The sequence below is a fragment of the Amycolatopsis sp. WAC 04197 genome, assembly GCF_003947475.1.
Classification (GTDB): Bacteria; Actinomycetota; Actinomycetes; order Mycobacteriales; family Pseudonocardiaceae; genus Amycolatopsis; species Amycolatopsis japonica.
Map to the genome: position 1 here is coordinate 208,874 of NZ_QHJK01000001.1, position 20,201 is coordinate 229,074.

Below are 20,201 nucleotides of genomic sequence, written 5' to 3' on the forward strand. Positions count from 1 at the left end.
GTCTACCGGTCAGGGGGCAGGATGAAAGCCCGGATTCACGCGGCAGTGGTGGCGTTGCTGCTGGTGGCGTCCGGCTGCTCCGCCGGCTCGAGTGCCACCGTGGCCAAGGATCCCGGCACGCTCGCCATCGGCTACACCGCCGAACCCGCGAACTTCGATTTCACCCGCACGGACGGCGCCGCCATCCCGCAGGCTTTGCTCTACAACGTCTACGAGGGTCTGGTGAAGCTCGACGCGAACGCGAAGATCGTGCCGCTGCTGGCCGAATCGTGGACGGTGTCGGAAGACCGCAAGACCTACGACTTCAAGCTCCGGAAGAACGCGAAGTTCAGCAACGGGGCGCCGTTCACCGCCGAAGACGTCAAGTTCTCGCTGATGCGCGTGAAGACCGACTGGACCGTGTCGATCAAGTCCACAATGGACGTCGTCGACCGGGTCGACGTGGTGGCGCCGGATCACGCGCGGGTCGTGCTCACGAAACCCAGCAACGGCTGGCTGTTCAGTCTCACCAGCCGCCTCGGCGCGATGTTCAGCCCGACCGGGGTCGCGGATCTCGCGAACAAACCGGTCGGCACCGGGCCGTACACGGTGTCCTCGCGACGTCGTGGCGACTCCATCGTCCTCAAGCAGAATCCCGCGTACTGGGGCACGAAACCGGCCTACTCCACGGTGGTCCTCAAGTACATCAAGGATCCGACGGCGCTCAACAACGCCTTGCTCAGCAACGGGATCGACGTCATCTCCGCGATCACCGTGCCGGATTCGATCCCGCAGTTCCAGAGCGACGACCGGTTCACCGTCGTCGAAGGCACGACCAACAGCGAGGTCACCCTCGCGTTCAACAACGCGCGCCCGCCGCTGAACGACGTCCGGGTGAGGAAAGCGCTGTCGTACGCGATCGACCGGAAAGCGTTGCTGGACACGGCTTGGGCCGGTCGCGGCACGCTCATCGGCAGTATGGTCCCGCCGACCGACCCCTGGTACGAAGACCTGTCGAACGCGTATCCGTTCGATCCCGCGAAGGCGAAAGCGCTGCTCGCGGAAGCGGGTCGGCCGAATCCCTCACTGCGGCTGAGGATTCCGAACCTGCCGTACGCGGTGTCGGCCGCTCAGGTGGTGTCCTCGCAGCTGGCGGACATCGGGGTCACGGTGACGATCGAGCCGCTGGACTTCCCGGCGGTGTGGCTCAAGCAGGTTTTCACCGACCACGACTACGACCTGTCGATCATCCAGCACGTCGAGGCGCGCGACATCGTCACCTTCGGCAGGCCGAAGTACTACTGGGGTTACGACGGCAAGCCCGTCCAGCAGAACCTGGCGAAGGCCGACGCCGGAACGCCCCAGGAGCAGATCGACGCGATGCGGCAGGTCGCGCGGAGGCTGTCCGAAGACGCCGCCGCGGACTGGCTCTTCCTGTTCCCCAACGTGATCGTGGCGAAGAACAAGGTGACCGGGTTCGTCCGCAACCAGGTCAGCGAGTCCTTCGATCTCACGGGATTGGCGCCGCGATGACGGTCAAGATCGTGCGCCGTGTGGCGATCCTGGTGGCCAGTGTGCTGGTCGCGTCCATCGTGGTTTTCCTGTTCATGGCCGTGCTGCCGGGCGATCCGGCGCAGGTCGCGCTCGGCGTCAACGCGACCCCGGAACTGATCGCGAAAACGCGTGCCGAATTCGGCATCGACAGGCCGCTCGTGACGCAGTACTTCGACTGGATCGGCGGTGTCCTGCACGGCGACTTCGGCCGTTCGTACGTCACGCGCGAGGAGATCGGCCCCGCGCTGACCGACCGGCTCGGCGTCACGTTGTGGCTGGTCGGGGCCGGGATGCTGGTGGCGTTGCTGATCGCCGTGCCGGCCGGGACGTTCGCCGCGGTGCGGCATCGGAAGGCAGACGGCACGGCGGTTTCCGGGCTCTCGCAGATCGGCGTCGCGATCCCCGCGTTCCTCGCCGGCATCATCCTGGTGCAGATCTTCGCGGTGCAGTTGCGCTGGCTGCCCTCCGGCGGCTGGACACCGCCGGTGCAGGATCCGGGCGAATTCCTCCGCGGTCTCGTCCTGCCCGCGTTGTCCTTGGGGCTGGTGCAAGGCGCGGTGCTCACGCGCTACGTCCGGTCGGCCGTGCTCGACACGCTCGGCCAAGACTACTTGCGCACTGCGCGATCCAAGGGGCTGCGACCGTTCCAAGCCTTGTTCCGCCACGGTCTGCGGAACGCCGCCGTGCCGGTGGTGACGGTGCTGGGGCTGCAACTGTCGACGCTGCTGATCGGCGCCGTCGTCGTCGAGCGAGTGTTCGTCCTGCCGGGCCTGGGCAGCATGCTGCTCGACTCGGTGGCGTCGCGGGATCTGTTGTCCGTGCAGGGGATCGTGCTGGTCTTGGTGGTCGGCGTACTGCTGGTGAACTTCGTGGTCGACGTCCTGTACACGGTGCTCGACCCGAGATTGCGGGGTTCCTGATGCGTAACCGCAGTCTCGTCATCGGCGGCGTCCTGGTCGCGCTGATCGTGCTCGCCGCGCTGCTTTCGTTCGTGTGGACGCCGTTCGACCCGGTGAAGGTCGACGCGGCCAACCGGCTGCACGATTTCAGCGGCTCGAACCCGCTCGGCACCGACAGCTTCGGCCGCGACGTGCTCAGCCAGATCATGGTCGGCGCGCGGACGACGTTGTACGTCGGCGTGGTCGCGGTCGGGATCGCCGCGGTGATCGGGACGCCGCTCGGGATCCTCGCCGGGATGTCGTCGCGGTGGCTCGGCGAATTCGTCATGCGGGTCAACGATCTCGTGCTCGCGTTCCCCGCGTTGCTGCTGGCGATCATGTTCGGCGCGGTGTTCGGGGCGGACACGCTGACCGCGATGGTGGCGATCGGTATCGCCACCATCCCGTCGTTCGCGCGGATCGCGCGTTCGGGAACGCTGCAGGTGATGAGTAGCGAGTTCGTGCTGGCCGCCCGGTCGGCGGGCCGGTCGCGGCTGAACATCGCGGCGCGGCATGTGCTGCCGAACATCTCCGGGCTGCTGATCGTGCAGGCGTCGGTGTCGTTCGCGATCGCCGTGCTCGCGGAAGCGGCGTTGTCGTTCCTCGGCTTCGGCACGCGGCCGCCGACCCCGTCGTGGGGCCGCATGCTGCAGGAATCCCAGGTGTTCCTGACCCTGCATCCGCGGCTCGCGCTCGTGCCCGGTGTCGCGATCGCCATCGCCGTCCTCGGGTTCAACCTGCTCGGCGACGGCCTGCGTGATCGTCTCGATCCCCGATTGGCGGCGCGGCTATGACCCTCGAAGTCCATGGTCTCGGCATTTCCGGGCTGGTCCGCGACGTCTCGTTCGGCATCGCGCGCGGTGAGCGTGTCGGGTTGATCGGCGAGTCCGGTTCCGGGAAATCGTTGACGGCGTTGTCGATCATGGGGCTGCTGCCCGAAGAGCTCGCCGCCTCCGGATCGGTGAAACTCGACGGCCGCGAGCTGCTCGGCGCGCCGGAGAAGGAGCTGTCGCGGTTGCGCGGCAACGAACTCTCGATGGTCTTCCAGGAGCCGATGACCGCGCTGAACCCGGCGATGCGGGTCGGTGCGCAGGTGGCCGAGCCGATGCGGATCCATCGCAAGAGCGGGAGGGATCCCGAGTCCTTGCTGGCGTCCGTGGGACTGCCCGGGGTCGCTCGCGCGTATCCGCATCAGCTGTCCGGCGGGCAGCGGCAACGCGTCGTCCTCGCGATCGCGCTGGCCAACGATCCGAAGCTGCTGATCTGCGACGAGCCGACGACCGCGCTGGACGTCACCGTGCAGGCGCAGATCCTGGAACTGATCCTCGACGGCGTGCGGGAGCGGGAGAGCGCGCTGCTGTTCATCACGCACGACCTCGCCGTCGTGGCGTCGGTATGCGAGCGGGTGCTGGTGATGCTGGACGGCGAGATCGTCGAAGCCGGTACCACCCGCGACGTCCTCACCGCGCCAGAGCACGAATACACCAAGAAGCTGTTGGCCGCTTCGGATCTGGAGGCGAGCCGGTGATGATCTCGGTGCGGGACCTCGAACGCCGCTACACGCGTCGCGATGTGCATGCGTTGCGTGGTGTCTCCTTCGATGTCGAAGCAGGTCAACGGTTCGGCATCGTCGGCGAATCCGGCTCGGGAAAGTCCACTTTGGTCCGATTGCTGGCCGCGCTCGACAAGCCGACGGCGGGCAGCGTCTCATTCCAGGGCAAACGCGTGGACACGTTGCCGGAGCGCAAACTCGGCTTCCTGCGGTCGGAACTGCAGATCGTCTTCCAGGATCCGATGGGTTCGCTCGATCCGCGGATGCGGGTGCGCGACATCATCTCCGAACCGCTGGGCCGGCGGGATGCAGCGCGGGTCTCGGAGCTGCTGAAGGCCGTCGGTCTGCCCGAGGACGCCGCCGGCCGCTATCCGCACCAGTTCTCCGGCGGGCAACGGCAACGCATCTCGATCGCGCGGGCGCTCGCGCCGAATCCGAGCGTCCTCATCGCGGACGAACCGGTGAGCGCGCTCGACGTCTCGGTGCGCAAGCAGATCCTCGACCTGCTCGCGTCGCTGGTCGAGCTGTATTCGCTGACGCTGATCTTCGTCTCGCACGATCTCGGCGTGGTGCGGCACGTCTGTGACCGGGTGGCGGTGATGCGGCGCGGGGAGATCGTCGAGATGGGCGACGTCGACCAGGTCTACGACGCACCGGAACACGAATACACCAGGGAACTGCTGGCGGCCGCGCCGAATCTGCGGGCCGAACTGGCGCGGTTGAGGGGAGGGGACGATGGCTGAACACCCGGAAGGACTGCCGATCGGTGACGACTGGGTGTCCACTATGGACACGTTGCCGGTGAACTTCCCGTTCGACGGGAGTGAGATCGGCCTGGCACCGGTCGGGACGCCCGAGCTGGCCACGCGGGCGATCGACGCGGCGGTCGCGGTGTTCAAGCAGGTCGCGGCCCTGCCGTCGCGGACCCGGCGGTCGCTGCTGAACGACGTCGCCGCCGCTTTGGAAGCCCGCCGCTCCGACTTCGAGCAGCTTCTGGTGCTGGAGACCGGAAAGCCGCTGGTCGATTGCCGCGTCGAGGTCGCCCGCACGATCGTCACCTGGCAGGCCGCCGCCGAGGAGGTCTCGCGACTGCATGGTGAGACCGTTCCGCTCGATCTGCTGCCGTCCGGCGACGGGCTGGTCGGATTCTGGAAACGCAAGCCCATCGGCGTGGTGGTCGGCATCGCCGGCTTCAACTATCCGCTGCTCCTGGCGTCGCACAAGATCGCGCCCGCCATCGCGGCCGGTTGCCCGGTGGTGGTGAAACCCGCGCCGCAGACGCCGCTGGCGACGTTGTGGCTCGTGCATCTGGTGCGCTCGCTGACCGACCTGCCCGCGATGGTCCAGCTGGTCACCGGCGACGCGGCCGTCGGCTCGGCGCTGGTCACGGACCGACGGGTCGGCGCGGTGTCGTTCACCGGATCCGCGCTGGTCGGGCACCGGATCGCCCGCGACGCCGCGCCCACGAAGACGTTGCTGGAGCTGGGCTCCAATGCGGCCCTGGTGGTCGCGGAGGACGCGGATCTCGACGCCGCCGCGGACGCCGTGCTGCGCGGCGGGTTCTACGCGTCCGGGCAGGCCTGCATTTCGGTGCAGCGGGTTCTGGTCGTGGACGCCGTCGCCGAGGACTTCACCGAACGGGTGCTGGCGCGGCTCGGCGAGGTCGTCACCGGTGACCCCCGCGACGAGAAGACGCGGGTTTCGGCGCTGATCGACCCGGGCTCGACGCGGCGCGTACAGGAGTGGGTCGACAAAGCGACTTCGGCCGGCGCGCGGCTGGTCGGAGGCGGTGTCGACGGCACGGTGATCCGGCCGACCGTGCTGCTCGACGTGCCCGACGGCCTCGAATGCTGGGACGAGGAGATCTTCGGACCAGTGGTCTGCATCCGCACCGTGTCCTCTGTGGACGAAGCGTTCGATGCGGTCAACGCGTCGCGCTACGGGCTGCACGCCTCGGTGTTCAGCACGTCGTTGAAGACGGCGTTCCGCGCGCTCGACGAGCTCGAAGTCGGCGGCGTGGTGGTCAACGAGGTGCCCGGGTTCCGGTCCGACACCATGCCGTACGGCGGCGTGAAGGACTCCGGGATCGGGCGGGAAGGGCCGCGGTTCGCGGTCGAAGAACTGACCGTGACGAGAATGGCGGTGCTGCGCCCGTGACGTACCAAAACCTGTTCCGGCTCGACGGGAAGCGGGCCGTCGTCCTCGGCGGTGGCAGCGGGATCGGCCGCGAATCCGCGAAAGCACTCGCAGCGCACGGCGCCGAGGTGATCGTCGCGGATCGCGATCTCGCCGCCGCCAAGGAAACCGGCGTGGGCGAGGCGTACGAGATCGACCTGCTCTCGGAGGGCGCGGCGGCACGAGCGGCGGAGGAACTCGGCGAGATCGACGTCGTCGTGCTGACCGCCGCGACCAACGTGCGCAAACGGCTGCTGGAGTACACGCGCGAGGAATTCGACCGGGTGATCGCGTTGAATCTCGGCGCGACCTTCGAGGTCGTCCGCGCGTTCGGCGCGGGGATGGTCGAGCGCGGGCGGGGGAGCATCGTCGGGTTCTCGTCGATCCGCGGCACCACCGTCGAGCCCGGCCAAGGCCCGTACGCGGCGACGAAAGCCGGGCTGGTGCAGCTGTTCCGCACGGCCGCGGCGGAATTCGGCCCGGCGGGGGTGCGGGTGAACGCGATCGCGCCCGGCGTCGTCGAAACCCCGCTGACCGCGCAGATCAAGGCGAATCCGGCCTGGTACGACGCGTACGCGACCAAGGGCGCGCTCGGCCGATGGGCACGCCCCGACGAACTCGCGGGCGCCGTCGTGTACCTGGCGTCGGACGCGTCGTCGTTCGTCACCGGCTCCGTGCTGGCGGTGGACGGCGGCTGGACCGCGGTCGACGGCCGCTTCGAACCGCCCGCGACGTAAGGAGCCCTGCCGTGCCGGAGTTGCCCGACCTGACCGCCGTCGAACTGGTCGCCCAGTACCGCGCCGGGACGCTGTCGCCGGTCGAGGTCACCGAAGCGGTCCTCGCCCGCGTCGAGGCGCGCGAGCCCGAACTGCACGCGCTCTACGCGTACGACCCGAGCGGAGCACGCGAAGACGCGAAGGCGTCCGAAAGCCGTTGGCATGCAGGGGAGCCACTCGGCCCGATCGACGGTGTTCCGTTGACGCTCAAGGAGAACATCGCGACGCGCGGCACGCCGGTCCCGCTCGGCACGGCCGCTTCTTCGCTGGAACCGGCTTCGGTCGACGCGCCCGCCGCCGCTCGCGTGCGCGAGTCCGGTGGGGTTCTGCTGGGCAAGACGACCATGCCGGACTACGGGATGCTGACGTCCGGGCTGTCGAGTTTCCACACCGCGTCGCGGAATCCGTGGGACACCACGCGTACGCCCGGCGGCTCCAGCGCCGGTGCGGGTTCGGCGGCCGCCGCGGGCTACGGCCCGCTGCACGTCGGCACCGACATCGGCGGCTCGATCCGGCTGCCCGCCGGCTGGTGCGGTCTGGTCGGGCTGAAGCCGAGTTTCGGGCGGGTGCCGGTGGATCCGCCGTTCCTCGGCCGCGTCGCCGGACCGATGACGCGCACCGTGGCCGACACCGCGCTGCTGATGAGCGTTCTGTCCGGTGTGGACGGTCGCGATCACCTGTCGCTGCCTGCGTCCTCTGTGGACTGGACAGCGCTGTCTTGCGAGCTCGAGGGCCTGCGGATCGGTCTGCACCTTGACGCCGGCGTCGGGCTTCCCGTGTTGCCGGAGACGATCGCCGCCGTCACCGAAGCCGCCCGTGTCTTCGAGGCGGCCGGTGTCGTCGTCGAGCCGGTTTCGCCGTTCCTGCGCCGGGAAATGCTCGACGGGCTCGACACCTTCTGGCGCGTCCGTGCCTGGTCGGACATGTCGGCCCTGCCCGAAGACCGCCGCGCGAAGGTGCTGCCGTACATCGCCGACTGGGCCGCCGGCGGCGCCGACGTCAGCGGTGTCGACGCCTACCGCGGCTTCGCGCAGATCGACGCCATCGCCGTCGCGACCCTGCGCGCGACCGAGCGTTTCGACGTCGTCCTGTCCCCGACCTGCCCGGTCTCGGCCCCGCCCGCCGACTGGCCCTCGCCGACCAACGACCCGCGCCGCCCGTTCGAGCACATCGCGTTCACCGTGCCGTACAACATGTCCGGCCAGCCCGCGGTCTCGATCAACTGCGGCTACACCAGCGACGATCAGCCCATCGGCCTGCAAATCAGTGGCCGCCGCTTCGCCGACCTCGACGTCCTTCGCGCCGCTGCCGCCTACGAAACCCTTCGCCCCACTCCGCGCCCCTGGCCCTGACCCCACCCCATGCATTTAGTCCTCTGAATGCGGTCGTTCGCTTCGCCAACTACCGCATTCAGAGGACTAAATGCGTCAGGTGCCGATCGCCTCGGCCAGCGCCAGGATCCGCTGCGCGTTCTCCACGTGCAGGTTCTCGATCATCCGCCCGTCCACGGTCACGACGCCCTGCCCAGCCGCCTGCGCCTCCTCGAACGCCGCGATGATCTTGCGCGACCGCGTGATCTCCTCCTCGGACGGCGCGAAGATCCGGTTGCACGGCTCCAGCTGAGCCGGGTGGATCAGCGTCTTGCCGTCGAAGCCGAACTGACGTCCCTGCACGCATTCCGCCTCGAAGCCTTCGAGGTCCTTCACGTCGTTGTAAACGCCGTCGAGGATCGCCTTGCCGGTCGCGCGCGCGGCCAGCAGCGCGAGGGAAAGCCCGCCCAGCAGCGGCGCGCGGCCGGGGACGAACTCGGCGTGCAGTTCCTTCGCCAGGTCGTTCGTGCCCATGACCAGCACGGTCAGCCGCTCGGACGCGGCGGCGATCTCCTCGGCGTGCAGCATCGCGACCGGGGTTTCGACCATCGCCCAGATCTTCGTGTGGTCCGGCGCGCCGCCGAGTTCCAGCGCGCGCTCGATGTTGTGCACTTCGGCGGCGGAGTTCACCTTCGGCACCACGACCGCGGCCGGGCCGGCCTGCGCGGCGGCGCGGAGGTCGGCGTCGTGCCATTCGGTGTCGAGGCCGTTGACGCGGATGGTCACCTCGCGCGAGCCGTATTTCTTCGACGAAGCCGCCGCGCAAACGCGTTCACGTGCGGCTTCCTTCGCGTCGGGCGCGACGGCGTCTTCGAGATCGAGGATGAGGCCGTCCGCGTCCAGCGTCTTGGCCTTTTCCAGCGCTCTTTCGTTCGCGCCGGGCATGTAGAGGACGGAACGCCGGGGGTTCATGCGGAAGCCTCCTTCGTGGCCGCGTCGTACGCGGCGGCGAGTTCAGGATCGTCGGCGGCGAGGGCGTCCGCGAGTTCGGCGACCACCCGGCACTGCTTCACCGAGGCGTCGTCCTGCATCTTGCCGTCGATCATCACCGCACCGGTGCCATCACCCATCTCGGCGATGACACGCCGTGCCCAGGCGACGTCCTCGGGCGAAGGCGAGAAGACCTTCTTGGCGATGTCGATCTGCACCGGGTGCAGGCTCCAGGCGCCCACACAGCCGAGCAGGAACGCGTTGCGGAACTGGTCCTCACAGGCCACGACGTCGCGGATGTCGCCGAACGGCCCGTAGTACGGCAGGATCCCGTTCGCCGCGCAGGCGTCGACCATCCGCGCGACGGTGTAGTGCCACAGATCCTGCTGATACGTCGTGCGTCCCTCGTTCAGGTCCTCGCCGGTCGGGTCCGTGCGCACGAGGTAACCGGGGTGCCCGCCACCCACCCGGGTGGTCTTCATCCGGCGGCTCGCGGCGAGGTCGGCGGGGCCGAGCGAGATGCCCTGCATCCGTGGGCTCGCGCCGGCGATCTCCTCGACGTTCGCGACGCCGCTGGCGGTCTCCAGGATCGCGTGCACCAGCAGCGGCTTCGTCAGCCCGGCCCGCGCTTCGAGCTGCGCGAGCAGCCGGTCGACGTAGTGGATGTCCTGCGCGCCTTCGACCTTCGGCACCATGATCACGTCGAGTTTGTCGCCGATCTCGGTGACCAGCGTGATCAGGTCGTCGAGCACCCACGGCGAGTCCAGGCTGTTGACACGCGTCCACAGCTGCGTCTTGCCGAAGTCGGTCGACTTCGCGATGGAGACGAGTCCGTTCCGCGCGGCCTCCTTGCGGTCGGCGCGCACGGCGTCTTCGAGGTTGCCGAGCAGGACGTCGACCTTCTTGGCGATGTCCGGGACCTTGGCGGCCATCTTCTCGTTGCTGGGATCGAAGAAGTGGATCATCCGCGAAGGAGGCACGGGGATCTGGCGGAGCGGTTCCGGCGCCCCCACCGCGAGCGGGGCGAAGAAATCCTTCGGCGAACGCATCGTTCCTCCATCGCTACGGGCCAAGTGACCGACGGGTAACCCTAAACCCGGAAGGCGGGGAACCGCTGCGGCGCAGCTCACCTCCAAGGGGACACGATCGGGAATCGCGGAGGAATCTGTGGACGACTGGGCCTTGCCGGGTTTCACCGAGCTGGGGTCGCTGGGCGAAGGTGGATTCGGACGGGTCGTGCTGGCCCGCCACGACGAATCCGCGCAGGTCGTGGCCATCAAATACCTCTATGCGAGGTTCGCCGCCGACCCCCAGCGCCTGGCCGAGTTCCGCCATGAGGCGCAGATCCTGAGCCGCGTTTCGGGGCCGCACATCGCCCGTCTGCACCAGTTCGTGGAGACCCCGCAAGGGGCCGCGATCATCATGGAAGCCGTTCACGGAATCTCCCTGAAAGAGATCCTCGGCCGCCAGGAGAAGCTCGAACCCGAAGCCGCGCTGGCCATCCTCAAGGGCTCGCTGCTCGGTCTCGCCGGCGCGCACGCCGCGGGCACCGTCCACCGCGACTACAAACCGGCCAACGTCCTGGTCACCCGTGAGGGGCAGAGTAAACTCGTCGACTTCGGCATCGCCGTGCTCGCCGGGCAGACCGGGGTCGCCGCGGGCACGCCCGCGTACATGGCGCCCGAGCAGTGGGCGGGCGGCGTCGCCACCCCCGCGACCGATGTCTACGCCGCGACCTGCGTGTTCTTCCAGTGCGTCGTCGGCCACCGGCCCTACGAGGCGGAGCAGACCGAAGTGCTCCGAACGCTGCACGAATACGCGCCCATCCCGTTCGGCGAGGTGCCCGAACCGGTCCGCGACCTCATCGCGCGCGGTATGGCGAAGGACGTCGCCCACCGGCCGTCGGGCGCGGCCGAATTCGTCGCGGAGCTGGAGGCGTCCGCCAGGAAGGCGTACGGCGACGATTGGGAGCGCAACGGCTGGCACTGGCTCGCCAAGGGCGCCGGTGTCCTGGTCGCCCTGTCCCCGTTGGCCCTGCTCGGCGCGGGAACCGCGGCCGCGCCGGTCCTCGCGGGTGGCGGGGTCGCGGCCACCGCCGGCGGCGGGATCGCGCTCGGCCTCAAGATCACCGCCGCGGTCGCCGCCGCCACCGCGGTCGCCGTCGGGACGGTCGTGGTGGTCAACACGAACAGCGACGACGAAGCACCGCCGCGGACGACGACCGTCGCCGCGATGAAGGTCGACCTCCTCACCCGCACCGAGAAGCTCGACGGCTTCGACTTCAACGGGAAGTACGTCCGCATCAGCGGGCTGAAGGACAAGGCGGTCGAGGAGCGGGTCAACAAGGCGCTGATGGCGCCGATCGACGGCTGGCTCACCAGCGTCTGGCCGCCGGGCAGCCCGCCGGAGAAGGAACCCGACGGCGACATCCCGCATATGTCCACCACCGCCGAGGTCCTGCGCCAGGACGACAAGCTGATCTCGGTCGTCTACGAACGCTCGGTCGAGACGGTCCAGCTCGGGAACCACGGCGCGTATGCCGTCCGGACCCTCGTGATCGACCTGTCCGACGGCGACGTGATCCCGACCGCGGGCCTGTTCGCCGAGGTCGACGGCAACGCCGAACGGATGCGGATGGTGGAGGACCGGATGTACGCCTCGGCCAAACCGGGCGAGTGTCTCGCCACGCCGCCGTCGGCGCCTGAGCACCTTCCCGCGGGCGCGATGTCCGACCGGTACACCCAGGACGGGGCGATCGTGCAGGCGGCGCCCGCGGCGAACGGGATGGAGTTCCGCGTCGCCGCCTTCGCGCTCGGGTACCCGATGGTCTGCAATCCGACGACCGTCACCGTGCCCTACGAACGGCTGCGCGGCCTGCTGAGCCCCGCGGTCGCGCACCTGCTCGGCGGCAAGCAGGGCGAAAAGACCAAAGAGGACAACGTCGGCGCCTTCACCATCACCACCCCGGAATCCTGGCGGCTGCTCTCCGACGATCCCGTCGAGCGCTACCTGGTGACCGCCGACCAGTGCACGCAGCCGTTCCAGTGCGCGGGCGTCGTCTTCAGCGACAACTCGCGGGTCGATCCGGCCACCCCGCCCTATGAGCCGGGCAAGCCGTACAACCGATCCACCGGCCCGCGTCCGTGTCACTCGCTCGGGGCACCAGGGGAGACTCAGGGGTCGCCTGTCCTGCAGACGAAGGAGCTTCGTTCGATCGGGACGAAGAAGGCGGCCTACGAAGAGTGGCGACTCACGTGTTCCGGCGGCGGTAGCGTCACTCAGCGGGTCTGGTTCCTGCCGAAAACGCAGCTCGTGATCGTGGACGAGTGGAACACTCCAGGCCTCGACAAGATCCTGGAAGAGGCGAAGTGGAACTAAGCGACGAGTGGAGACTGCCCGGCTTCACGGAGCTGGAGCAGCTGGGCACCGGCACCTTCGGCCGCGTGGTGCTCGCGCGCCAGGACAACACCGGCCACGTCGTCGCGATCAAGTACCTCTTCTCCCGCTTCGCCGCCGAGCCCGCCTATCTCGACGCGTTCCGCCAGGAAGCCCTGGCGCTGCACCGGGTGACGAGCCCGCACGTCGTGAAGCTGTACGAGTTCTTCGAGACGCCGCAGGGCACGGCGATCGTCATGGAGGCGATCAACGGCGTCTCCCTGCGTTCCGTCCTGCAGGCCGAAGGCGCTCTCGAACCCGAAGCCGCCCTCGCGGTCCTGAAGGGATCGCTGCTCGGGCTGGCCGCGGCGCACTCCGCGAACGTCGTCCACCGGGACTACAAACCGGCCAACGTCCTCGTCGCCGACACCGGCGAGAGCAAACTGGTCGACTTCGGCACGGCCGTCCTGGCGGGGGAACGTGGCCCGTCCGTCGGCACGCCCGCGTACATGGCGCCCGAGCAGTGGTCCGGCGGGCAGGCCACTCCCGCGACCGACGTCTACGCCGCGACCTGCGTGTTCTTCCAGTGCGTCGCCGGGCATCGGCCGTACGAGGCGGAGCAGACCGAAGTGCTGCGCACGCTGCACGAACACGCGCCCATCCCGTTCGGCGAAGTCCCCCAGCCGGTGCACGAGATCGTCGCGCTGGGGATGGCGAAGGACCCGTCGAAACGGCCGGTCGACGCGCTCATGTTCGTCAATGAACTGGAACGCGTCGCCCGCGCGGGATACGGCGACGAATGGGAACGCAAGGGCTGGTCGAGGCTGGCGAAGGCGGCGGGCGTGCTCGCCGCCGCGACGCCGTTGGTCCTGCTCAGCGCCGGTACGGCGGCCGCGCCCGGCGTCGCCGCCGCCGGAACGGGTGCGGCGGCCGCGTCGACCGGTGGAATCGCGGTCGGGCTGAAGATCACCGCCGGGGTCATCGCGGCGACGGCCGCCGTGGTCGGCTCGGTGGTCGTCTTCTCCGACGCGAGCACTCCGCCACCGTCACCGCCGACCACGCAGCAGGCCGTCGCGCTCAAGGTCGCCATGAAGACCGAGTCCGGGACAGTGCCCGGCACGACCCTCGCCTACACCGGCGAACGGCCGGAAGTGACCGGGTCGCCCGATCAAGCCTGGCTCAAGCGGGTCAACGACGCGCTGACCGCGCCGATCGACGCCTGGAACCGCAAAACCGGCCCCGGTGCCGCCAAGCTGGAGCCGGAACGCGGCCCGTACACGCTGACCACGAAGGCCGACATCCGCACGGAGAACGAGCGGTACCTCTCGGTGCGCTACACCCACGACCTCGTGAACAAACCGCATCCGACCTGGGGTTACGGCCGCGCGACGGTGACGATCGACCTCAAGGAGGGCAAGGCGCTCACGCCCGCCGAGCTGTTCGCGCCCGGGAAGTTCACCGACGACGGCCTCCGGGAACTGACCGAACGCCTCTGGCCCGACAAGGAGCAATGCGGCGCCCCGACCACCGTTTTCCCGTACCGGCCGCTCCGGGCGGCGGACCTCACCGAAGACCCGAAGGTGTGGCTCGCGTTCGCGCCGACGGCCCTCGAGATCACCGTCAACCTGACCGATCTCGGCTTCTCCACCGCCTGCAGCGTCAAGGACCTCACGCTGCCGTACGACAAGGTGCGCGATCTGCTGAACCCCGCCCTTGTCGACGGCGTGACCAGCGGAAAGGTGGTCAAAGGCACGTCGTCCGCTCCGCCCGCGCAGGGCGTCACCGACGTTTCGGCCGGCGCGCTCACCCTGCATCTGCCGCAAGGCTGGTCCGAGGTCTCGCAGGGGCTGGAGAAGGTGCTCGTCGCGCCGGGTTGCCCGGATCCCAAGAAGTACTTCAACTGCAAGTACGTCCTCCTCACGGACAACACCCAGCGCTCCGCCGAGCAGCCGCCGTACCTGCCGGGCGAGTTCTACCGGCGCAGCGCGGGCGGACGGGCCTGCAACGCCGCCGGGCGGAAGGACCTCCGCCAAGAGGGTGACGCCGCGCGGACGACTTCCGCCACCGCACCGGTCGGCGGGGCGACGGCGACCTACGAGGAGTGGACGATCCAGTGTGTTCCTCGTGGACAGACGGGCGGAAGCGGCGAGACGCAAGTGACGCAGCGGATCTGGTTCCTTGCGGACAGGCAAATCGTGGTGATGGACGAATGGCGGACGCCGGGGGTCGAAGAACTCCTTCGTACCGCGACGATCTCCTGACCTGACCTGCGAAAGTCCAAAGTGGAATGATTATTCGTTGGGCCGAATGGCCTAACGTCCCGCTTCGTTCCCCGTGACCGTTCGGAGACACCGGGTAACACCACTTACCTCTCTCTCACTCGGTTGGCGGCACGGTCGGACTGAAGTCGAATGACCGCCTACCGACCGGTCACCGATGACAAAGTGCCGCCGATCGCAGCCACTCCCGTTGTCCGGCGCCGCCGCCTCCCCGCCCTGTTAGACAGGTCATGTGCCGCTTCCACCGAGGTGGCACGGGGATGACGAGCCCTAGGGAAACCAGGTTCGAAGGAGGCGGAACGTGGCGGCTACACCGAACATGGAGAGCTCGACGGTCGCCGGTGGCGCGAAGCGCAGCCGGTCACTGCCGAGCCGGGTGGTGCCGCCGATCGAACTGCCCGCGAGCGTCGGGGAGCTTTCGCGCAAGGCGGCGGCCCTGCTCGGTTGGAACGGCATCGTCTTGCCGGAGACCACCGTGCTCGGCCGCAAGATCTGCGTGGTCGCCCGGCTCCGTACCGACGTGCACGCGGAGCGCATCGCGATGGGCATGGGTCCCGTCGTCGATCGCGCCACCGTCGACACCTGGACATGGCCAGAGCTGGCCGCGACCGCACCCGCGCCGGCCGCCGAGATCATCGGCGTCCTCGCGGTCGCCCGGCACTGGCGCACCGCGATGGCCTCCGCGGTTCCGTTCGCACGTTACGGCGAGGCCGCGATGGTTCTCCCATCGCCTGCCGTACTGACGGAAGACTACGTCGGCAACTGCCTGCCGCGTGCCCGTGCCTACGGGCTCGGCATCGTCACCGCCGACCCCAACGCGGTGGCCGACCTCGACCTCGAGGGCCACGGCGAGCGCATGATCCTCGACGAGGACCCGGTCTCGCGCCTGGTCAACGAGATCGTCTACGAGCAGCTGCTCCGCGAAACCGAGCTCCCTGCCGAAGTGGACTGAACGCGCTACGGTCGGGTCCATGCGAGTCGTCATTGCGGGTGGACACGGACAGATCGCGCTGAAGCTGGAGAAGCTGCTCTCCGCACGCGGTGATCAGGCGGTGGGGATCGTGCGCAATCCCGACCACGTCGCCGATCTCGAAGCCGCCGGTGCCGAAGCGGTCGTCCTCGATCTGGAAAAGTCCGATGTGGACGCCGTCGCCAAGGTGCTCGACGGCGCCGACGCCGCCATCTTCGCGGCGGGCGCCGGGCCGGGCAGCGGGACCGCCCGTAAGGACACTGTGGACAGAGCGGCCGCCGAACTCTTCGCGGCCGCCTCCGAGCGGGCGGGCGTCTGGCGGCATATCCAGGTCGGCTCCATGGGCGCGGACAAATGGGAGACCGCGGACGTCCCGGACGATTTCCGGATCTACCTCAAGGCCAAGAAAGCGGCCGAAGACGATCTGCGCGCCCGCGATCTCGACTGGACGATCCTGCGGCCGGGGCAGCTCACCAACGACGAAGGCACCGGCAAGATCTTGATCGCCGAGTCCACCGGCCGCGGGCCCATTCCCCGGCAGGACGTCGCCGCGATCCTCGTCGCGCTGCTCGACAACCCGTCCACGGCGGGACGCGTCCTCGAAGCGATCTCGGGTGATACTGCTATCTCTCAGGCCTTTTCCGCACTGTGAAACTCTAGTGTGTGGACGTAATCCGTCTTTTGACTGAACGGAGAAGGTCCTTGCGCGAGGACATCGCGGTCTTCAGTGGCAGCGCCCATCCCGAGCTCGCCGAAGAGATCTGCGCCCATCTCGGTGTTCCCCTGCATCCGGTGAAGGTGCAGCGGTTCGCCAACGACTGTCTCGAAGTCCAGCTCGAAGCGAACTGCCGCGAGCGCGACGTCTTCCTGATCCAGCCGTTGGTGCGGCCGGTGCAGGAACATCTCGTCGAACTGCTGCTGATGCTGGACGCCGCGCGGGGCGCTTCGGCGAAGCGGATCACCGTCGTCATGCCGCACTATTCGTACGCCCGGTCGGACAAGAAGGACGCACCGCGGATCTCGATCGGCGGCCGTCTCGTCGCCGACCTGATGGCGACCGCCGGCGCCGATCGCGTCCTCGCGATGACGCTGCACTCGCCGCAGGTGCACGGATTCTTCAGCGTTCCGGTCGATCACCTGCACGCGTTGCAGGAACTGGCGAAGCACTTCCGCCAGTACGACCTGTCCGCGACCACCGTGGTCTCGCCGGATCTCGGCAACGCCAAGGAGGCCGCGCATTTCGCCCGGCTGCTCGGCGTTCAGGTCGCGGCGGGCGCGAAGCAGCGCTTCGCCGACGACAGGGTCGAGATCAGCTCGGTGATCGGCGAGATCACCGGCCGTGACGTGATCGTCCTCGACGACGAGATCGCCAAGGGCAGCACGGTGATCGAACTGCTCAACAAGCTGCGGGAACTGAAGCCGCGTTCGATCCGCGTCGCCTGCACGCACGGCCTCTTCTCCAGCGGCGCGCTCGAGCGGATCGGCAGCCAGCCCGACGTGCTGGAGGTCGTCTGCACGAACACGGTGCCCATCCCGCCGGAGGAGCAGAGCCCGAAACTGCGGGTCCTGTCGATCGCGCCCGCGCTGGCGGAGGCGATGCGCCGGATCCACAACGGTGAGTCGGTCAGCGCGCTGTTCGAAACGGGCTAGGTCTACACGGCCTAAACGGTTCCGAGGACCCGGTCGAGATACGTGTTCGTGAAGATCCCGGCCGGGTCCACCTCCTTGCGGACCCGCAGGAAATCGTCGAAGCGCGGGTACCGCGAGCGCAGTGTCGCGGCGTCGAGGTCGTGCATCTTGCCCCAGTGCGGGCGGCCGCCGACCTCGCCGACGATCGACGCGAACCCGGCGAAGTACTCCCGATAGGGCATGCCGACGAACTGGTGGATCGCGATGTAGGCCGAGTCGCGGCCGTTCGCGGTCGAAAGCCAGATGTCGTCCGCCGCGGCGACGCGGACCTCGACCGGGAACGCGACCGGGTTCTCCAGCTTCGGGACGAACGCGCGGAGTTCGGCGAAGACGTCGTGCAGCGCTTCGCGGGGGATCGCGAACTCCGACTCGACGAATCGCACGCCGCGATGGGTCACGAAGACGCGATGCGACGTGTCGCTGTACTCGCGGGCGGAAAGGATGTTCGAGGCGAACCGGCCGAGCGGCTGCACGAGTTTCGGCACCGCACGGCCGAGACGGCACAGGCCGCCGAACGCGACGTTCTCGGTGACCTCGTAGTCGACGAACTCCTTCAGCCTGCTCAACGGCCGGTGCTCGCTACCCGCCGGAAGCCGGTTGTTGCGCTTGACCAGGGCGTTCTTGCCGTAGGGGAACCAGTAGAACTCGAAGTGGTCGTTCTCGTCGGCGAACTGGTCGAAGCCTTCGAGAACCTGTTCGAGCGGTTCCGGCCGCTCCTGGGCGGAGAGCAGGAACGACGGTTCACACTGCAGGGTGACCGTGCTGATGACGCCGAGCGCACCCAGTCCGACCCGCGCCGCGGCGAAGAGGTCGGGGCGTTCGTCCGCCGAACAGGTGACCACGGTGCCGTCGGCGAGCACGAGTTCGAGCGCGGCGATCTGGGTGGCGATGCCGCCGAGCTTGGCGCCGGTGCCGTGGGTGCCGGTGGAAATCGCGCCGGCGACGGTCTGCGCGTCGATGTCGCCGAGGTTGGTCATCGCCAGGCCCAGCGCGTCGAGTTCGGCGTTGAGCTGCTTGAGCGTGGTGCCCGAACGGACCGTGACCAGGCCTTTCGCGACGTCGGCGGAGGCGATCCCGGTCCAGCCGGTCAAGTCCATGGCGTCCGAATTCGCGGCGGCGATCGCGGTGAACGAGTGGCCGCTGCCGAGTGGGCGCAGGCGTCGTCCGTCCGCGGCGGACCGGCCGATCGCCTCGGCGATCGCGTCCGTGTCACGCGGCCGATGCACGCGCAGCGGCGACGCCGTCGCGGTGCCGGCCCAGTTGCTCCACCGTGTCATGCGCCCACCTATTCCGAGAGGCTGTGAGTGCCGAAACAGTAAGTGAATAGTATTCGCGTTTCAAGCCCTTCTGTCGTACCTTAGTTCGGGTGACCAGTGCGACGGTGTACGACTTGGCGACGAAGGACCTGGATCCTCCGTTCGCGATTGTCGACTTGGATGCGTTCGACGCGAACGGCGTCGACCTGCTGCGGCGGGCGGCCGGGAAGCCGATCCGCGTGGTCAGCAAATCCGTGCGCTGCCGGTATCTGCTCGAACGTGTTCTCGCGCGGCCCGGCTTCGAAGGCCTCATGTGCTACTCGCTCGCCGAAGCCGTCTGGCATGTCGAGCGGGGGACGTCCGACGACATCGTGGTGGCGTACCCGACCGCCGACCACGGCGCGCTGCGGCGGCTGGCGGCGAACGACCGGGCGCGGGCGGCGATCTCGATCATGGTCGACTCGCCCGAACATCTCGACCTGGTCGATGCCGCGCTGGGGCAGGGGCATCCCGAAATCCGGGTCTGCCTGGAACTCGACGCTTCGTGGCGCCCGCTGCCCGGAGTGCACATCGGCACTCGGCGTTCGCCGGTGTTCAGCCCGCGGCAGGCCGCGGATCTGGCGCGGACCATCTTGTCCCGCAAGGGTTTCCGGCTGGTGGGGATGATGGCGTACGAAGGTCAGATCGCCGGGCTCGGCGATGCGGCGGGCAGTGGGGCCAAGAACTCCGTCATCGGCTGGATGCAGCGAAAGTCCATTGTGGAAATCGCGAAGCGCCGCGCGGCCGCGGTTCGCGCCGTGCGGGCGCTGGCGGATCTGGAGTTCGTCAACGGCGGCGGCAGCGGCAGTGTCGAATCGACCGGCGCCGAAGCGGCCGTCACCGAAATCGCGGCGGGCTCCGGTCTGATCGGGCCGACGCTTTTCGACGGCTACGCGCATTTCTCGCCGCGCCCGGCCGCGATGTTCGCGCTGCCCGTCGTCCGGCGCCCCGCCCCGAAGGTCGCGACGCTCTTCTCCGGCGGCTACATCGCTTCGGGCCCTGCGGAGGCTTCGCGGCTCCCGAAGCCTTACTTGCCCGAAGGTCTCTCGCTGCTCGGCTTCGAAGGCGCCGGCGAAGTCCAAACCCCCGTCTCCGGCGAAGCGGCCCGCCACCTGCGGCTCGGCGACCGCGTCTGGCTGCGCCACGCGAAGGCCGGAGAACTCGCCGAACGCTTCACGCATTACCACGTCGTCGTCGGCGACCGCGTCGACCGGACCGTCCCCACCTACCGAGGCGAGTCCCAAAACTTCGGCTGACCCCGCGACCCCACCCCCCACCCGTCCCTGGGGGGCGCGCCCCGCACCAGCGTATCGGGAGGG

General features: G+C 68.8%; 17 protein-coding genes. 14 read left to right on the forward strand and 3 right to left on the reverse strand.

What is annotated here, in order from left to right; translation table 11 throughout:
* Positions 1–21 precede the first annotated feature (21 nt).
* Genes DMC64_RS00990 through DMC64_RS01025 form a run of 8 tightly spaced genes read left to right on the forward strand, consistent with a single transcriptional unit; the run spans position 22 to position 8,326 of the window.
* Positions 22–1,512: an ABC transporter substrate-binding protein gene (locus tag DMC64_RS00990; protein ID WP_125731419.1), complete on the forward strand. Its 1,491-nt coding sequence runs from the start codon at positions 22–24 to the stop codon at positions 1,510–1,512.
* Complete coding sequence (locus tag DMC64_RS00995; protein WP_125731421.1) at positions 1,509–2,453, forward strand: ABC transporter permease; 945 nt, start codon at positions 1,509–1,511, stop codon at positions 2,451–2,453. Before DMC64_RS00990 ends, DMC64_RS00995 begins: the two co-directional genes overlap by 4 nt.
* Complete coding sequence (locus tag DMC64_RS01000) at positions 2,453–3,265, forward strand: ABC transporter permease (protein WP_199754842.1); 813 nt, start codon at positions 2,453–2,455, stop codon at positions 3,263–3,265. The genes DMC64_RS00995 and DMC64_RS01000 overlap by 1 nt, the downstream gene beginning before the upstream one ends.
* Positions 3,262–3,999 carry an ABC transporter ATP-binding protein gene (locus DMC64_RS01005; protein WP_125731423.1) on the forward strand — a complete coding sequence of 246 codons (738 nt, stop codon included), beginning with the start codon at positions 3,262–3,264 and terminating at the stop codon, positions 3,997–3,999. The genes DMC64_RS01000 and DMC64_RS01005 overlap by 4 nt, the downstream gene beginning before the upstream one ends.
* Positions 3,999–4,766: an ABC transporter ATP-binding protein gene (locus DMC64_RS01010; protein WP_125731425.1), complete on the forward strand. Its 768-nt coding sequence runs from the start codon at positions 3,999–4,001 to the stop codon at positions 4,764–4,766. The genes DMC64_RS01005 and DMC64_RS01010 overlap by 1 nt, the downstream gene beginning before the upstream one ends.
* Positions 4,759–6,180, forward strand: a complete 1,422-nt coding sequence (locus tag DMC64_RS01015) for an aldehyde dehydrogenase family protein (protein WP_125731427.1) — start codon at positions 4,759–4,761, stop codon at positions 6,178–6,180. Before DMC64_RS01010 ends, DMC64_RS01015 begins: the two co-directional genes overlap by 8 nt.
* Entirely contained in the window at positions 6,177–6,935 is a 759-nt protein-coding gene (locus DMC64_RS01020) for an SDR family NAD(P)-dependent oxidoreductase (protein ID WP_125731429.1), read from the forward strand. The genes DMC64_RS01015 and DMC64_RS01020 overlap by 4 nt, the downstream gene beginning before the upstream one ends.
* A gap of 11 nt (positions 6,936–6,946) precedes the next feature.
* A complete protein-coding gene (locus tag DMC64_RS01025; protein WP_125731431.1) occupies positions 6,947–8,326 on the forward strand; it encodes an amidase in 1,380 nt (459 codons plus the stop codon).
* Positions 8,327–8,401: 75 nt separating this feature from the next.
* On the opposite strand, the gene DMC64_RS01030 is transcribed toward DMC64_RS01025, so the two are convergent.
* Complete coding sequence (locus tag DMC64_RS01030; RefSeq protein WP_125731433.1) at positions 8,402–9,256, reverse strand: CoA ester lyase; 855 nt, start codon at positions 9,254–9,256, stop codon at positions 8,402–8,404.
* On the reverse strand, positions 9,253–10,323 hold the full coding sequence (locus DMC64_RS01035) for a CoA ester lyase (RefSeq protein ID WP_037333861.1): 1,071 nt from the start codon (positions 10,321–10,323) through the stop codon (positions 9,253–9,255). The genes DMC64_RS01030 and DMC64_RS01035 overlap by 4 nt, the downstream gene beginning before the upstream one ends.
* Positions 10,324–10,441: 118 nt before the next feature.
* Here DMC64_RS01035 and DMC64_RS01040 point away from each other — a divergent pair, with 118 nt between their 5' ends.
* From DMC64_RS01040 to DMC64_RS01060, 5 genes are all read left to right on the forward strand, one after another.
* Positions 10,442–12,652 (forward strand): serine/threonine-protein kinase, encoded by a 2,211-nt coding sequence (locus tag DMC64_RS01040; protein WP_125731435.1) that lies wholly within the window; start codon positions 10,442–10,444, stop codon positions 12,650–12,652.
* On the forward strand, positions 12,643–14,910 hold the full coding sequence (locus DMC64_RS01045; protein WP_125731437.1) for a serine/threonine-protein kinase: 2,268 nt from the start codon (positions 12,643–12,645) through the stop codon (positions 14,908–14,910). The genes DMC64_RS01040 and DMC64_RS01045 overlap by 10 nt, the downstream gene beginning before the upstream one ends.
* Before the next feature lie 319 nt (positions 14,911–15,229).
* The gene (locus DMC64_RS01050) at positions 15,230–15,880 is read left to right on the forward strand and encodes a hypothetical protein (RefSeq protein ID WP_037333848.1); all 651 of its coding nucleotides are present in this window, start codon (positions 15,230–15,232) and stop codon (positions 15,878–15,880) included.
* Positions 15,881–15,899: 19 nt separating this feature from the next.
* On the forward strand, positions 15,900–16,550 hold the full coding sequence (locus DMC64_RS01055) for an NAD(P)H-binding protein (protein WP_125731439.1): 651 nt from the start codon (positions 15,900–15,902) through the stop codon (positions 16,548–16,550).
* Positions 16,551–16,600: 50 nt separating this feature from the next.
* Positions 16,601–17,548: a ribose-phosphate pyrophosphokinase gene (locus tag DMC64_RS01060; protein ID WP_125731440.1), complete on the forward strand. Its 948-nt coding sequence runs from the start codon at positions 16,601–16,603 to the stop codon at positions 17,546–17,548.
* Between the two features lie 11 nt (positions 17,549–17,559).
* On the opposite strand, the gene DMC64_RS01065 is transcribed toward DMC64_RS01060, so the two are convergent.
* A complete protein-coding gene (locus tag DMC64_RS01065) occupies positions 17,560–18,864 on the reverse strand; it encodes a D-arabinono-1,4-lactone oxidase (protein ID WP_125731442.1) in 1,305 nt (434 codons plus the stop codon).
* Positions 18,865–18,953: 89 nt separating this feature from the next.
* On the opposite strand from DMC64_RS01065, the gene DMC64_RS01070 reads away from it, so the two are divergent.
* Positions 18,954–20,138, forward strand: coding sequence for an amino acid deaminase/aldolase (locus tag DMC64_RS01070; protein ID WP_125731444.1), 1,185 nt, complete (start codon positions 18,954–18,956; stop codon positions 20,136–20,138).
* Positions 20,139–20,201: the final 63 nt, after the last annotated feature.

What these genes read in the sequence shown, in the direction of transcription:
- DMC64_RS01010 (WP_125731425.1), top strand. Translation starts at nt 3,999, where the DNA reads ATGATCTCGGTGCGGGACCTCGAACGCCGCTACACGCGTCGCGATGTG.
- DMC64_RS00995 (WP_125731421.1), top strand. Translation starts at nt 1,509, where the DNA reads ATGACGGTCAAGATCGTGCGCCGTGTGGCGATCCTGGTGGCCAGTGTG.
- DMC64_RS00990 (WP_125731419.1), top strand. Translation starts at nt 22, where the DNA reads ATGAAAGCCCGGATTCACGCGGCAGTGGTGGCGTTGCTGCTGGTGGCG.
- DMC64_RS01065 (WP_125731442.1), bottom strand. Translation starts at nt 18,864, where the DNA reads ATGACACGGTGGAGCAACTGGGCCGGCACCGCGACGGCGTCGCCGCTG.
- DMC64_RS01000 (WP_199754842.1), top strand. Translation starts at nt 2,453, where the DNA reads ATGCGTAACCGCAGTCTCGTCATCGGCGGCGTCCTGGTCGCGCTGATC.
- DMC64_RS01055 (WP_125731439.1), top strand. Translation starts at nt 15,900, where the DNA reads ATGCGAGTCGTCATTGCGGGTGGACACGGACAGATCGCGCTGAAGCTG.
- DMC64_RS01015 (WP_125731427.1), top strand. Translation starts at nt 4,759, where the DNA reads ATGGCTGAACACCCGGAAGGACTGCCGATCGGTGACGACTGGGTGTCC.
- DMC64_RS01005 (WP_125731423.1), top strand. Translation starts at nt 3,262, where the DNA reads ATGACCCTCGAAGTCCATGGTCTCGGCATTTCCGGGCTGGTCCGCGAC.
- DMC64_RS01030 (WP_125731433.1), bottom strand. Translation starts at nt 9,256, where the DNA reads ATGAACCCCCGGCGTTCCGTCCTCTACATGCCCGGCGCGAACGAAAGA.
- DMC64_RS01035 (WP_037333861.1), bottom strand. Translation starts at nt 10,323, where the DNA reads ATGCGTTCGCCGAAGGATTTCTTCGCCCCGCTCGCGGTGGGGGCGCCG.